A 14,911-nucleotide genomic window follows, 5' to 3' on the forward strand; every position below is an offset into this window, starting at 1 on the left:
TCCGCTCTGCCACTCACCACCCCCTGCCCTCCACCATAGACCAGCTTCGAACATTCGTACGATATCCAGTGTGCACCCGGCGGCCCGCGGCGGCTTCTGCGCCCTTGAGCCATTCGGCCCCACCCCGCCTGCGCCCCCATCAGCCCGCCCGGACGGTGGGGGCATGACTTTCGTCGACGAGGTGAAGAACGCCGTCACTCCACGGGCCGCCCTGCTCGTCATCGGCGTACTCGGACTCCAGCTGCTGTTCATCGCCTCCTACATCGGCGCGCTGCACAAGCCGAAGCCGACGGATGTGGCCTTCGGGGTGGTGGCCCCGCAGCAGATGTCCCAGCAGCTCGTCAGCCGGCTCGACGGACTTCCCGGCGGACCGTTGGACCCCCGCACGGTGAGCGGCGAGGCCGAGGCTCGCGAGCAGATCATGAACCGCGACATCGACGGCGCCCTGATCGTCTCGCCGGAGGGCCGCACCGACACCCTGCTGGTCGCCTCCGGCGGCGGGACCGTCCTGTCCAGCGCCCTGGAGCGGATCCTCACCCAGGTCGAGGGCTCCCAGCAGCGGACCGTACGGACCGTGGACGTGGCACCGGCCTCCGCCGAAGACTTCGACGGGCTCTCGTCCTTCTACCTGGTGGTCGGCTGGTGCGTCGGCGGCTACCTCTGCGCCTCGATCCTGGCGATCAGCGCCGGAACCAAGCCCGCCAACCGGCAGCGCGCGCTGATCCGGACCGCCGTGATGGCGCTGTACGCGGTCGCGGGCGGCATCGGCGGCGCGATCATCATCGGCCCGATCCTCGGCGCCCTGCCGGGCAGCGTCTGGGGCCTGGCCGGCCTCGGAGCCCTGGTCGTCTTCTCGGTCGGCATGATCACACTCGCTCTGGAGGCCCTCACCGGCATCGTCGGCATCGGCCTGGCCGTCCTGATCATCGTCATCGCGGGCAACCCGAGCGCGGGCGGTGCCTTCCCGCTGCCGATGCTCCCGGACTTCTGGCGGGCGATCGGCCCTGCCCTCCCACCGGGCGCGGGCACCTGGGTGGCCCGCTCGATCGCCTACTTCCGGGGCAACGCGGTCACCGGCCCGCTGCTGGTGCTCTCCGCCTGGGCGGTGGTGGGGACGGCGCTGACCCTGCTGCTGTCGATGCGGCGGGGTGCCGGGCGCGATGACGGGAGCGCGGGGACGGCGCCGTCGGCCGGCGGGTCGACGGCGGTCTGAATCCGCTTCACACCCGGCCGCTCACACACCCGGCCGCTTCACACCAGGCCGTCTCCCAGGGCGGCGGCGACGTCCTGGCCGCCCCAGCTCCGCTGCGGAGTACGCCACAGGACGTGGACGCCGAAGACTCGTGGACCGTGGCGGGCGCCCACTCCTCCACCGGAGGACCGGCCAGGACGAGGCAGAGCCGGTCGGCGCCGACGGCCAGGGCGTGGTTGATCTCGCGGAGGCGGGCCGCTCCCGAGCGGAGATCGGCGTACGAGGTGAGGTCCGCGCCGAGCACTTCGTAGAGCAGGTGCTCCTCGTCGGTCACACAGGCGACGTCGACGACCGGGTGCTCGGGCTCCGGCTGCCGATCCGCGCGCAGAAGGGCCGCCTTCAGTTCGAAGCGCACCGCCTCGTGGGTCTTGCAGGTGCGGTCCGCTGCGGCCGAGGTCTCCAGGAGCTGGGGAAGACCCGTGCTCGACTCCGTCTTTTCCGGTGCGGCGGGGGCGGCTGTCGTGGTGGTATGGGTTCAGCTTCCTCGGGCTCGGACGGCGGGGGCGTTTCGGACGACTCGAACGGCTCGGGCGGCACAGGGTTCTCGTGCCCGGGAACGGGGAGCTGGCCCTCCGTCACCGGGCCGGTCGCGGCGTGGATGCGTGCCTCGATGGTCCTCCGGGCCTTGTCCAGGTCCTCCGCCCAGCCGCTGCGCTCCAGCTCGGCCCGGAACCGGTCCAGGTCCGGCGAGCCGGCAGCCGGAACGCGGTGGGCGGCGAGGTCCCGCAGGGCGTTCAGACGTGACCTGTCCGGGGAGCCGAGGACACGCCAGACGTCCAGCCAGTCGTGCTGGTCCAGGCGCAGGCAGCGGTTGGCCATGCCCTTGAGCTCCGAGAGCCGCGGGCGGAAGTCGTCCGGAACGCTCCCGTCGGCCAGTTCCGCGACGACTCCGAGCGCGGCCGCGCAGCGCGGGGCCATGGTGGGCGAGATGGGCCTGCGGCCGCGTTCGTCGACCGTGACGAAGCTGACGCCGGAGAGGTGGCGGAGCACCCAGGCGTCCAGTTCCGCACCGGCGGTGGGCGGCGCGGAGCCGTGGCGTACGGCCATGAGCAGGGGGCGGTCCATGGGGGTGAGATGGCCTCGACCCGGTAGTTGCCGCCGGTGGCGTGGCCGACCACCCGGATCCGGACGTCCGAACCGACCGCCGGGATGCCGCTCTCCGCCGCCGGTACGGATTCGGTGCCGGCGCCGGCCCGGGATTCGGATTCGGTCCCGGAGTCGGGGACGCGGAGCCGCGGTGCCGCCGGGCCGCCGCCTGTGTCCGTCAGAGCAGCGGGGAGCGGCGCGGTGTGCAGGACGGTCAGGCTCTGTGTGCTCCTGGTCAGCGCGATGTAGAGCTGGCGCAGCCCGGAGGGCCCCCGATCGGCGATGGTGGCGGGTTCGACGACGAGGACGTGGTCGTACTCCATGCCCTTGACCTGGCGGGCGGCCAGGACGGAGACCGCCTCCCGTTCCTGCTCCGTGATCCCGTCGGCGGCGTCCAGATGCCGGCCGATCCCTTCGAGCCAACCGGAGTCGTCGGGCACGATGACGGCCACGGAACGCAGCGTGCGTCCGTCATTGCTGCCCACCAGACGGACGACCTGGGCGACCGTGTCGCCGAGCAGCTTCCACGGCTCGGTGGCAACCGTCCGTACGGCGTCCGCTCCGGCCGCCCGCACCGCCCGCGGGTAGGGAAGAGCGGGGGCGACCGCGCGGGCCAGCGGGGCGACGAACTCCATGATCTCGGCGGGCACGCGGTAACTGGTGGTCAGCTCTTCGACGCGCCAGTCACCGTGGTCGGACAGGAGCGTGCCCAGCCGGTCCCATCCGGGATACGGATACGGGCCGGTGGCTTGGGCGAGATCGCCGAGCACGGTCATCGAGCCGCCCCTCGCGACCCGGCGGCGCAGAGCACGGGCCTGCATGGGGGTCAGGTCCTGGGCCTCGTCGACGACGATGTGGCCGTAGCGCCGCGGAGGCTCGCCGGTGATGAGGTGGCGGAGCTCCTCAAGGCAGACCTGGTCGTCCAGGGTCCACGGATCGTCCTCGGCCCGGTCGGCCCGGGGGCGGTGCAGCGCGGCCTGCTCCTCCTCGTCGAGGATGCCGTCGGCACAGGCGCGTAACAGCTCGGGCGAGTCGTAGAGGCTGCGCAGGGCCTCCCGGGCGCCCGGTGAGGGCCAGGCGCGGTCGATGAGGCGTTCCACCTGGCGGTTGCGTTCCAGGCTGCGGCGGATCGTGCCGTCCGCGCCACGGCGCGGGGCGAGGGCGGCCAGTTCCCGCAGGAGCCGGTCGACGAGGAGGCTGCGGAAACGGTCGCGGCGCTCACGGTGGGCCCCCGCACCGCCCGTGCTCGTCGAAGTAGTCCTGCCGCAGGGTGATGTCGCCGGGCGTCTGCGGTTGTACCGCGGCCCACTTCGTCGCCATCGGGCTGGTCCACAGCACGACGACGGTGTCCCGGGTCCGGACGTCGGGGACGGCCCTGCGCCCGATGTACCAGGGCCTGGGCTCGCCTCCCGGCTCGTCCGGCGCGTCCACACGCCCGGTGACCAGTGATTCTCCGCCGAGTCCGTCGTACGCCGCCGCCTTCTCCTCGGCGTCGAGCCGGTTGGCGATGCCGTCCTTGTTGCTGGCGGCGGCCGTGGCTGCCGCCGCCCCGGTCATCTCGGCGAGCCGCTCGGCGTAGCAGTCGTACGCGCGGTCCACGGCCTTCTGCTCGTCGGCGATGACCTGGTCGCGTGTGGTGGTGTTCATCCGCTGTCCCCCTCCCTGGCAGCGGCCGGTGGAACGCCGCTACGGGCCCGAACCCGCACCGCCAACTTGACCATCGGAGACGGTTTTATGACTGCCGGTCAGGAATATGCTCCGGAGTCGGCCCCCCATCTGACGTCCACCCCAATTCCTGATGTCAGGTCGGCGCGACGACTAGTCATGACAGGTGCATGGCGACATTCTGGAGCGGCCTCGTACCACCCGACGAGGAGCACAGCCAGGACAGCCCCTTTCCACCCCCACGGAGGTCGCTCATGCGTCGTCGATTCATGGCTCCGCTCGCCGCAGTCGCCCTGTCTCTCCCGCTCGCCCTGATCACCACCCCTTCCGCCTCGGCCGCCCCCGCAGACAAGCCCCAGGTGCTCAGCTCCTGGACCCAGACGAGCGCCTCCAGCCACAACGCCTGGAACACGGCCCGCAAGAACCAGGGCGCCTGGGCCGCGTACGGCTTCGACTGGTCGACGGACTACTGCAGCAGCTCCCCCGACAACCCCTTCGGCTTCCCCTTCCAGACCGCCTGTGCCCGCCACGACTTCGGCTACCGGAACTACAAGGCCGCCGGTACGTTCTCCGCCAACAAGGCCCGCATCGACTCCGCCTTCTACGAGGACCTCAAGCGTGTGTGCGCCGCCTACTCCGGCGCCAAGCGGACGTCGTGCAACAGCACGGCCTGGACCTACTACCAGGCCGTGAACGTCTTCGGCATCGCCCCGGCAAAGGCGGACTCCGGCAACCTGGCCCAGGCCGCCTGAGCGCAGGAAAGGCCCCCGGACCGGGGGCCTTTCCTTGGTGCCGTGGTCCGGTGTTACGTCAGCCGATCTCGGCCCCGTAGGCGGCGAGCGCCTCAGGGACCGGCTGGAAGAACGTCGTGCCGCCCGAGGAGCAGTCGCCGCTGCCGCCCGACGTCAGGCCGAGCGCGGTGTCGCCCGCGAAGAGGGCGCCGCCGCTGTCGCCCGGTTCGGCGCAGACCGTCGTCTGGATGAGGCCGTTGACGATGTCGCCGTTGCCGTAGTTGACCGTGGCGTTCAGCGCGGTGACCTCACCGTCGTGCACCTGGGTGGTGGAGCCGCTGCGGGTGACCTGCTGGCCGACCGTCGCGTCGCCCGCCTGGGTGATCGCCTGGGTGGAGCCGTTGTAGAGGTTGACCTCGCTCGGGTGCGCGATGTCCGAGGTGTACTTGACCAGGCCGTAGTCGTTCTCCGGGAAGCTGGAGCCCTCGTTCGCCCCGATCTCCGGGCCGCCCTGGGTGTCCGACCAGCTGGTGACCGACTCGGTGCAGTGGCCGGCGGTCAGGAAGTACGGCTCGCCGTCCTTGACCACGTTGAAGCCGAGCGAGCAGCGGGAACCGGAGCCGAAGATCGCGTCGCCGCCCGCGATCAGCGGCTTGAACTCGCCCGCCGTCTTGTTCAGTTCGGCCTTGCCGCCGAGACCCTCGACCACGGCCGAGAGCTGCTTCCAGGCCGCGCCGTCGACCGTGCTGTCGGCGGTGACGAGGACCTTGTTGCTCACCGGGTCGACGGCCCAGGATGTGCCCGGGATCGTCGCCTTGTCGGTGAGGGTCTGCCGGGCCGACTTCAGCTCGGCGAGGGAGTGCTCCACGACTCTGGCCTTGCCGCCCGCCCGGCGGACCTGCTCGGCGGCGCCCTCGTCGACGACGTTCACGACGAGGGCCCTCGTCTTGCTGTCGTAGTACGAGCCGGCCGCGTCCGCGCCCAGGTCCCGGTCGAGCGTGGTGGCGAGCTTTCCGGCCGCGTCCGCGTTGAGCGTCTTGGCCGTGAACTCGGGTACCTCATCGCTGGCGTTCGCAGACTGGAACGTGAAACCCGCTACGACCAGGGCGGCCACGGCCGATCCGGCCACCGTCGCGCGCTTCCTGGATATGCGTCGATGCTTCAACTTCGACCTCCTGTGGGGCCGTGCACGGAGCAAGTGGGGTGCTCGTACACGGAGGATGGGGCGCTCACTATTCCGACAGGGCCGGTAGCACACAAGGCCGACTTCCGGACGTGCACACGACACCGACGCTTCACCCGCGTGATGTTCACTTACCGCGGGTCATGCCATGTCGGTTCCGTTCGCGAACACTCGGTGCAACCGCCGACGGCCCCTGGGTGAGGACTAGTCCTGTCCTGTTTTCGCCCCCACAACGGGCTGACCGGACGTCGACGAGGAGTGTCAGTCACCGCCCTGATGGGTCATCATCAAAAGGTCGGCAGACGCCGGGTGACCGAGCTGAGGAGGCGCGGGTGCGCAATCGGGTGCGCGCGGCGGACGGGCGGCATCTGATGGTGGAACGGCGGGGGGACCCCCGGGGCAGACCGGTGTTCCTGCTCCACGGGACGCCGGGCAGCCGCCTCGGGCCCGCTCCCCGCGGCATGGTCCTCTATCAGCGCCGTACGCAACTGATCACCTACGACCGCCCGGGGTACGGCGGCAGCGACCGGCAGGAGGGCCGCCGGGTCAGCGATGTCGTCGAGGACGTCCGGGCGATCGCCGACTGGCTGGGGCTGGAGCGGTTCGCCGTCGTGGGCCGCTCCGGCGGGGCCCCGCACGCGCTGGCCTGCGCGGCGCTGCTGCCCGAGCGGGTGACCCGTACCGCCGCTCTGGTCACGCTGGCGCCCTGGGGCGCGGCCGGTCTCGACTGGTTCGACGGGATGGCCGCGTCCAACGTGCTCGCGTACTCCACGGCCGCCGCCGACCCGGACTCCCTCGCGGAGTCCTTCATCGTCCGCTCGGCACAGATCCGGCAGAACCCGGTCCGGCTCCTGGACGATCTGCGCCGGGAGCTGACCGACTCCGACCGGATGGTGGTCAACGACGCGGGAATCCGGTCCATGCTGCTGCGCAACTACAGCGAGGGGCTGCGCACGTCGGCGTACGGCTGGATCGACGACGCCATCGCGTTCTGCAGTCCCTGGGGGTTCGATCCGGCCCACATCACCGGCCGGGTGCTGCTCTGGCACGGGGTGAAGGACGTGTTCTCGCCCGTGGGCCACTCCCGTTGGCTCGCCGGGCAGATCCCGGGCGCCACCGCCGTACTGGAACCGGCGGCGGCGCACTTCGACGCGCTCTCCGTGCTCCCCCGCATCCTCAACTGGCTGCTGGACGAGCGGGAGCCCCCGGGCGAGCCGCTGCCCGCCACCGCGCCGGGGTGACCCGGTCGGCCGGGCCCGCCGCAACGGGCCCGGTCGCCCGCTCTCACACCGCCAGCGGTTCCAGTTCGCGCCGGAAGCGCCGCTCGTCCCGGGCGCGCTGGGTCAGCGGGTGCTCGTCGCCGAGTTGCCGGGCCAGTTCGCCCAGCAGCTCACTCCGCAGCTGCGCTGCCTCGTCCTCGCGCCCCATCGCGTCCAGCGTGACCGCCATGTTCGAGATCATCGCCAGGGTCTCGGGGTGGTGGGCCCCCAGCGCCGCCGTCAGCTGGGTCGCCAGCCGCTGTTCCGTCTCCAGCACCAGGGGCAGATCGCCGCGGTCCGCCGTGGCGTTGGCCAGGTTCATGACGCAGAAGAGGGTGTTCGGGTGTTCCCGGCCGAACCGCTCCCGCATCGAGGCCACCACGTGCGCCAGGATCTTCTCCGACCGCTCCGCCTCCCCGGTCCCCGAGAGGTAGACGGCCAGGTTGTTCTGGGCGGCCAGGGTGTACGGGTGCTTCTCCCCCGGCACCTTCATGTACTGGTCCACGACCTCCTGGGCCGTGTCCCTGGCCTGGACCGCGTCACCGGCGGCGAACAGGTCGGCCGCCAGGTTGAGGTCGCAGGCCAGCGAGTCGGGGTTGGCGGAGGTGTACTTGGCCCGGTACCGGGCGCGCGTGGCGACCGTCAGCCGGTGGGCGTCCTCGAACCGGCCGGCCCGTCGTAGTGACACCGCCAGGCTCTTGGCCGCGCTCAGCGTCGTCGGGTAGGTGCGGCCGAGCGTCTCCTTGAAGCTCTCGTAGGTGCGGCTGAGCAGGCCCACGGAGTCCTCGTACCGGCCGACCTCCCGCAGGTCGCGGGCGAGGTTCATCGCGGAGGAGAGGGAGTAGGGGTGCTTCGCGCCGAGCACCTCGGTGCGCCGGTCGTAGACGTCCTGGTCGATCTCGCGGGCCCGGGCGTACTGACCGATGCTGCGCAGGTTCAGGGCCAGGTTGTTGGCGGCCGCCAGGGTCCTGGGGTGCGAGTCGTGGAAGATCTGGCTGAAGCCGTCGTGGGCCTCGGTGGCCAGCTCGATCGCCCGGCCGTAGTCCCCGAGCAGCCCCAGGTCGATCGCCAGGCTGCTGGTGGTCATGTACGTGTGCGGGTGCTCGGGGCCGAGCACCTCCCGCTGCCGACGCAGGGTGAACTCGTCGAGCTCCTTGGCCTCCACGTACCGCCCCCGTGTACGCAGGATGTTGGAGAGGTGGAAGCACAGGTAGAGGTACTGCAGGTCGCGCTCGCCCAGCATCTCCAGCCAGGTCTGCCGCAGCTCCTCCCCCAGCGTCCCCGCGGTCCTGACGTCACCGCGCTTCCACAGGTAGCGGACCCGGTCGATCAGGAGCCTGCGGGTCTCCGGCTCCTTGCAGTTGCGGGCGTCGGAGGGGCCGAGATGCGGCCAGATCGTGGCGAAGCGCGGCCACGTCTCCGGGTTGTCGATCGGCTCGTCGTCGTCGGGCCGGGCGCCGGCCAGGATGCGGTGGACGACGTGCCGGGCCTCGCGCTGCTCCTCCTCGCTGAGCTGGGCCTTGATCACGGCCTGGACGAGGCGGTGCACCTGGATGGAGTTGGAGACCTGGTCGACCTTGGCGAGGGCGAACCGGCCGACCTCCCGGATGACCCTGCCCAGCACCAGCTTCTCCTGGAGCGAGGAGTCGTACGGCTTCAGCGCCTCGATCATCTCCTTGCTGTAGAGGAGGTTCGCGGAGATCGGCTCGGGGGCGAAGAAGGCGCAGAGCTGGAGGAGGCGCACCGCGGCGGGCGAGCGTTCCTGGAGCCGGGCGATGGAGATGTTCCAGGTCGCGGCGACCGGTTCCGGGTAGCCGGCGGGCTGGTTGAGGGCGAGCACCTGGGGCGCCTGCTGGGCGAGCTGTTCGAGGTAGGTGTCGATGGGGGTGGCCGTCTCCGCGATCCAGGCCGCCGCCTGCTCGACGGCGAGCGGCAGGTCCCCCAGGGCGGTGGCCACCTGGTCGGCGTCCTCGTCGGTCAGGCCCGAGGCCCGGCGCTGGAGGTGCTCGATCGACTCCTCCCGCAGGAAGACGTCGACAGGCAGCGCGTCCCCGTGCTGGGACCAGCTCTGGTTGCGGGAGGTCACCAGGATGTGGCCGGAGCCGCCCTGCGGGAAGTAGCGGCGCAGCGTCTCGGGGTCGTCGGCGTTGTCGAAGACCAGCAGCCAGCGCTCCGAGGGCACCCCGCGCCGCAGCAGGTCGACGGCCTCCTGGGACGCGGCCGCCATGTTCTCGCCGCCCTGGGCGCCGAGCCGGACGGCGAGTTCGGCCAGCGAGGCGACCACGTCGTCGCCCTGTTCGGACGATATCCACCAGACCAGGTCGTAGTCGGCCATGAAGCGGTGCACGTACTCCAGAGCGACCTGGGTCTTGCCGACGCCGCCGAGTCCGTACAGGGTCTGGGGCTGCGGCAGGACGACGGCCATGCCGCCGCCGAGCTGGTCGCGCATCCGCTCCAGGACGAGGGAGCGGCCGGTGAATCCCGGGTTGCGGGGCGGTACGTTCCAGATCCTGGGGACGGTGCCGGGGAAGCGCGGTCCGGGCGAGACCCCGTCGGCGGGCTGCACCGGCCGGTCCAGGGCGCGCATCAGGGCGGTGGTGGCGTGGACCTCGTCCAGCCGGAAGAGGTCGACCGGGTTGCGGTCGATGTACGGGGCGGACAGCCGTACGTCTCCGACCCGCAGCGGCAGCAGCTGGCGCCGGCCGCCGCCCGGGTCCTCGGCGACGGCCCGCTCCCACAGGTCGACCGCGCGCTGCGACTTGAGGTAGGCGCTGGAGAGCAGCACCACGGTACGGGCGGCGCTCGCGGCGGTGAGGGCCGGTTCCGGGGCGACCGGTTCGGCGGAGACGTCGCGCGGGACGACCCGGAAGCCGGCCCGGGTGAGGACCGATTCGATCCAGTCGGCCCACATCCGGTTCTCCGCCACGTAGCTGAGGAAGAGGTCGGCGGGCAGGGCGGGCCGGCGCCGGGTGAAGGCGTCGCGGATCCGCAGGCGTACCTCTTCGCCGACCGGGGGCATCGAGGTGATCTCGCGGTCGGTGATGACCGCGGCGAGCCGTTCGAAGGCGGAGAGGAGGGAGTTGGTGAGCCCGGCCTCGTCGCCGAAGGTGGCGAGCGTCTCCTCGTAGGCGTAGTACGGGCGGTAGGGGATCTCCACCGCACCCCAGTAGGCGGTGAGTTCGTCCCCGGACAGGTCGCGGGGCAGCCGGTCGAACTTGAGCCGGGCCAGCGCCCGTCCGGCGTCCGCCTTCTCCTTCTCGCCCTCGTCGATGCGCATGGGGACGGGGAAGATGGAGATGGGCCGGCCGGTGTAGCGCTCGGCGATCTGGCGGGCGACGGAGGCGGCGCCGTCGATGGACTGGTCGCTGAGGGTGAAGCAGTCGACGAGGACGTCAGGGAGGTGGACGGTGCAGATGTCGGCGATGTCGCTGAGGCCGGTCCGGCTGTCGATGAGGACGTAGTCGTAGTTGGACTTCATGTCCTCGCGCAGCGCGTCGAAGAAGTGGCCGCCGCCGAGCCGGTCGTAGAAGTTGTCCCAGTCGAAGGTGGAGACGGTCGCGCTGTACTCGCGGTTCTGGCGTCCGGCGGAGACGAAGTCGAGGGTGCCGCCCTGCGGGAACTCCCAGCCGAGCGCCTCCGGGGTCAGCGATACGGCGTGCGGCTGGATGCGGGCGTAGTCGCGGTGCCAGTCCTCCGCGCGTTGGGCGGGGCTGGTCGCGGCCCAGGCGTACTCGGTGATCAGGTCGATCACGCCGGTGGTGGCGCCGAGGGTGGCGGGGTCGAGGAAGGGGTGGAAGAACCGGTGGAGTCCGGGTGCCTCCAGATCCCAGTCGACGGCCAGCACCCTTTTGCCGTTGGCGGCGAGGATCCAGGCGGTGTTGGCCAGGGCCATGGTGCGCCCCGTGCCGCCCTTGTACGAGTAGAAGGTGACGATGCGCCCGTCACGACCGGCACTCATAGGTCCTCCGCTTCCGTCGCAGGGTCGTGCGGATCGGGTGTGTAGCTGGTGTGGCCCATGGGGCCCGTCAGCCGGGTCCGTTCGCCGTGCCCTCCGCCGGTGACCGGCGGGTAGGCCTTCGCGTGCTTCAGGTACTGCTGGGCGGCGACCTCGACGACCTGGGGCAGGATCTGGCCGAACGCCTCCATCGTGGGCACCCCCCTGGCCGCGGCGCGGCAGAAGGTCCGTCCATGACGCATCTTGGCCGGCATGGTCGCTTCGAGCTTCTCGGTCAGTTCGGCCTCCGCCGCCCGGCTCTGGTGGTCCTCTCGGCTCCACGGCACGATCATGGTCACCCAGGGCCGGTCCTCCGCGTCGAAGGCGGCGAGCCTGCGGCGGCGGTCCTCGTCCTGGAGAGCCCAGCGGTCGACGAGGAGGATCTCGGGGGTGGTGGGCGGCGACTTCCCCTCGGGCCTGCCCGACTCCTCGTCGAACGAGGTGATCTGCGCCTGGTAGTTGAGCGAGCGCACCAGCTCCTCGGCGACATAGGCCAGCGGGCGGGCGGCGGCCGGGTGGTAGGGGTTCCAGTCCTGCGGGTGGTCGCCGTAGTAGTCCCCGTTGCGCCCGTCGGGCAGGTCGTGGCGGGTGGGTGCGGCGATGGTGATCCGCATCGGCCGGGGGGCGCCGACCCCACTGCTGGGGGAGCCGAAGGCGCTGGGGGCGAGGCGGTAGTCGACGGGTCTGCCGGTGTCGATGCGTACGGTGTCGGCGACCCGGACGATGCGCTTGGCCAGTTCGTAGACGGCCCGTTCGTATTCCTGGGCGAAGAGTCTGAGCTTGATGAGGCCGTAGAGGCCGTCGGTGACGTACCGGTCGCCGAAGTCGCGGTGGTTGAACTGTAACCGCTCGGCCGATCCCGGGAGTTGGCTCGGCGGCACCGGTACCCACAGGGCCGGGACGATCGCCTCGGCGGGCTGGTTGGAGCGGGCCCGGTGGTGGATGGCGCGCTGCTCGAAGGCGTGCCACTCCTTGCCGCACATCTCGCTGGCGAAGTAGCGCGGCGAGAACAGCGGGACGAAGACCCGGCAGGTGGCGAGGGTTTCGCCGAGCCGTTCCGACCAGCCCTCGCCGGAACGTATCTCGCGGTCCATGAAGCCGGGGGACGCGCCGGCGGGAAGATCCGTCATGGCCAGCACATGGCCGCACAGGTCACGGAAAAGGCGTTCGACCCACATATCGGGGTCCGTTCCGCTGCCGTGGCCCGGCGTGTGGGCGTAGCTCAGAAAGAAGTACGGCCGATGGTCCGCCGCTCGCTGCTGCGTCGATGCGTGCACACGACCCCCGTCCTGTGTGAGCACTCGCATTTGAGGAGTAGGAAAGGAAATGCGAGCGAATTCATCATTCCGGAGCGGACTACGCTCCACCCCCCTGCCGTTCGGTCATTGAACGCTACTTTTCAGTCAACCGTTCCCCTGTTCACCGCATTGCGGCGCGCTCCGTATCGGTCTTGCAACCGTTCCTCCCGGATGTCCCGTGTGTACCGTTGATCTCTTTGCGCATCACAGCGAGCAATTGCTTTCCGTCGACGGTCGTTTCGGCCGCCTCTTCGATCATGTCGAGCGCTTGCGGGACCCCGGCGAGGAACCGTGGTGCGAAGAGGCCGAGCCCGACCCGCTCATGAGTCTCCGACAACAGCCGGGAGAACGGAACGGGCTCCTCCTGCCAGGGCATCCGATGATCCCAGGAACCGTCCGAGGCGTACAGGTCCGTGACCTCGGCCAGGGCCCGAAGTTTCGCCTGCCGGAATCCGCGCAGCAGGGCGGCCGCCAAGGCGTGGGCATCACCCCCGGCCGCGATGCCGAGCGCCCCGTACCCGTGGCGGCCGGTCCGGACCGGCGCGCCCCCGGCGAGCGGGGTGAGCGTGGTCAGGACGGTTGCCGCCTCGGCCGCCTGCTCCGGGACGGTCCGGGCCAGCAGCTCCCAGGCGGCCGCGAGGGAGGCGGACCAGGCGTCGGCGGCCGACGGGGAGAGCCGTTCGGCGGCGGGCGTGCCGAAGCAGGTGCGGTACGGATCGAGATCGTCCAGTACGCGTGTGGGTACGGGACCGGGCCCATCGGCGGCCTGTACGGGACCGGGCCCCCGGGCCGCCCCGAGGCGGCGTACGGGCGACCAGCGCGGGCCCTCCCCGGCCCCCCGCGCGATGTGCAGCGCGCCCCCTTCGGTGCGGACGGTGAACCCCTCGCCGTCGGCCCGCACCAGAGCCGTGCCCGCCTCGCCCGTCCCGCCGGCCCGGACCTCCCCGAGGGTGGGCAGGAAGAGGCGGCCGGCGCGGTGGACCACCGGGACGGCCAGGTCGAGCCCGGCGTGCACGGCGGCGGCGGCCACCGAGGCGGCGAGCCGCTCCACCGGGGGGCCTTCCACCGGCCGGCCGGCCCGTACCGCCTCCAGGGTGTCCAGCAGCCAGGTGCGGGTGTAGGGGTGGGCGAGGACCAGGTCGAGGGCCGTCTGCCCGGCCGGGTCGCTCTCGACCTCGGCGGCCAGCGCCCACGCCGACTCCCAGACCTCCCCGCCGCTGCCGTCGAGGCCGTCATGGAGGGCGGCGAGCAGGGTGCGGGTCAGATCCTGCTGGGCGGCGAGCAGTTCCCACGGGTCGCGGACGGCGGGCGCCTCGGTGGCGGCGGCGGTCCGGTCCTCGATGCCCCGGATCAGCGCGGCCAGGTCGGCGCAGTAGACGGACGGGTTGTCGAAGCCGCCCGGCGAGCGGTAGCGGTGGGTGTAGAGCCCGCCGCCGCACGAGCGTACGACGGGGCAGCGGCGGCAGGTCTCGCTGACGCCGGCCAGGCCGAGCTGGCGCGCGCGGACCCCGGGGTGCGCCGCGACCTCGTCGAAGCTGTGGGTGAACACGTCGAACCCGGTGGCCGCGGCGCCTTCGTAGGCGCTCTTGAGGGAGTCCACCTGTTCCAGCCGGCCGTCGGTCTCGACGACGACCAGGTCCGTGGGGGCGAGTCCGAGGGACTCGGTGAGGCTGGGGCCGCCGCTCAGGGTGGAGAGCACCGAGGAGAAGAGGCGGACCGGCACCGGGCGCCCCTGCTCCTGCCAGCGGTCGAAGATGGTGAGGAGCCAGTCGGCGTAGGCGGTGGGGGATCCGTCCGGGCGTGGCGGCGGCTCGCCCCAGGTGGCGTGCGGGAGGAGGAAGTCGATGAGCGGCGGTTCGAGTTCGGTGAGCGCGTCGAGGACCGCGACCGGGTCGTTGGCGATGTCGATCGTGCACAGGAGGCCGAGGTCGAGATGGCGGTAGCGGTCCTGCCGGAGCAGTTCCACGGCCTTGAGGACCAGCGGGTGGCTGCTGCGCCCGTCGGCATAGCGGCGGTGGCGGTCGTTGGCGGCGCGGTCGCCGTCGAGGGAGATCCCCACCTTGACGTCGAACTCGTCGAACAGGTCGAGGTAACGGGGGCTCAGCTGGAGGCCGTTGGTGTGGATGCGCAGATCCAGCTCGGCGAGGCCCGCCAGGGCCGAGGTGAACTTTTCGCAGACGCGGCGCAGTCGGGCCGGTCCCGCGAGCAAGGGCTCCCCTCCGTGCAGGATCACTGACACGGAGGGCAGGGCGTGGGTCCTGGCGTGCTCCGCCAGGCGTTGAGCCGTCCGGGAAACAACATGGTCAGAGATTGTCTTCGGCTGGGTTCGCCAGCTCTGATCAGCATGTTCGTAGACATAACAATGATCGCAGGCAAGATCGCACCTGCTGTGAACCTTCAGAACGATTTCGCGGAATGGGACCGCGGGTCCTGTCATTCCACC

At 71.3% G+C, this 14,911-nt stretch carries 10 protein-coding genes; 3 read left to right on the forward strand and 7 right to left on the reverse strand.

Annotated elements, in window-relative coordinates:
* Positions 1-163 precede the first annotated feature (163 nt).
* Entirely contained in the window at positions 164-1,213 is a 1,050-nt protein-coding gene (locus AMK21_RS28155; protein ID WP_073881987.1) for a DUF3533 domain-containing protein, read from the forward strand.
* Positions 1,214-1,220: 7 nt separating this feature from the next.
* Here AMK21_RS28155 and AMK21_RS36355 read toward each other — a convergent pair whose 3' ends face one another.
* The 3 genes from AMK21_RS36355 to AMK21_RS36365 form a co-directional block, all read right to left on the reverse strand.
* A complete protein-coding gene (locus AMK21_RS36355) occupies positions 1,221-1,607 on the reverse strand; it encodes a hypothetical protein (RefSeq protein WP_234422065.1) in 387 nt (128 codons plus the stop codon).
* Between the two features lie 379 nt (positions 1,608-1,986).
* Positions 1,987-3,438, reverse strand: coding sequence for a hypothetical protein (locus AMK21_RS36360; protein ID WP_234422066.1), 1,452 nt, complete (start codon positions 3,436-3,438; stop codon positions 1,987-1,989).
* Positions 3,439-3,556: 118 nt separating this feature from the next.
* A complete protein-coding gene (locus AMK21_RS36365) occupies positions 3,557-3,985 on the reverse strand; it encodes a hypothetical protein (RefSeq protein WP_234422067.1) in 429 nt (142 codons plus the stop codon).
* Between the two features lie 272 nt (positions 3,986-4,257).
* On the opposite strand from AMK21_RS36365, the gene AMK21_RS28165 reads away from it, so the two are divergent.
* Positions 4,258-4,755: a phospholipase gene (locus AMK21_RS28165; RefSeq protein ID WP_073881988.1), complete on the forward strand. Its 498-nt coding sequence runs from the start codon at positions 4,258-4,260 to the stop codon at positions 4,753-4,755.
* Between the two features lie 58 nt (positions 4,756-4,813).
* Here AMK21_RS28165 and AMK21_RS28170 read toward each other — a convergent pair whose 3' ends face one another.
* A complete protein-coding gene (locus AMK21_RS28170; RefSeq protein WP_073881989.1) occupies positions 4,814-5,899 on the reverse strand; it encodes a S1 family peptidase in 1,086 nt (361 codons plus the stop codon).
* 350 nt (positions 5,900-6,249) lie between these two features.
* On the opposite strand from AMK21_RS28170, the gene AMK21_RS28175 reads away from it, so the two are divergent.
* A complete protein-coding gene (locus AMK21_RS28175; protein WP_073881990.1) occupies positions 6,250-7,158 on the forward strand; it encodes an alpha/beta fold hydrolase in 909 nt (302 codons plus the stop codon).
* Positions 7,159-7,201: 43 nt separating this feature from the next.
* Here the strand turns inward: AMK21_RS28175 and fxsT are convergent, their stop codons facing one another.
* From fxsT to fxsBH, 3 genes are all read right to left on the reverse strand, one after another.
* Entirely contained in the window at positions 7,202-11,134 is a 3,933-nt protein-coding gene (gene fxsT / locus AMK21_RS28180; RefSeq protein ID WP_073881991.1) for an FxSxx-COOH system tetratricopeptide repeat protein, read from the reverse strand.
* On the reverse strand, positions 11,131-12,477 hold the full coding sequence (fsxC, locus tag AMK21_RS28185) for an FxsC protein (protein WP_158070733.1): 1,347 nt from the start codon (positions 12,475-12,477) through the stop codon (positions 11,131-11,133). Before fsxC ends, fxsT begins: the two co-directional genes overlap by 4 nt.
* Before the next feature lie 112 nt (positions 12,478-12,589).
* A complete protein-coding gene (fxsBH, locus tag AMK21_RS28190) occupies positions 12,590-14,905 on the reverse strand; it encodes a radical SAM/SPASM protein FxsBH, inactivated beta-hydroxylase extension form (RefSeq protein WP_073881993.1) in 2,316 nt (771 codons plus the stop codon).
* Positions 14,906-14,911: the final 6 nt, after the last annotated feature.

The organism is Streptomyces sp. CB00316, from assembly GCF_001905595.1.
Lineage (GTDB): Bacteria > Actinomycetota > Actinomycetes > Streptomycetales > Streptomycetaceae > Streptomyces.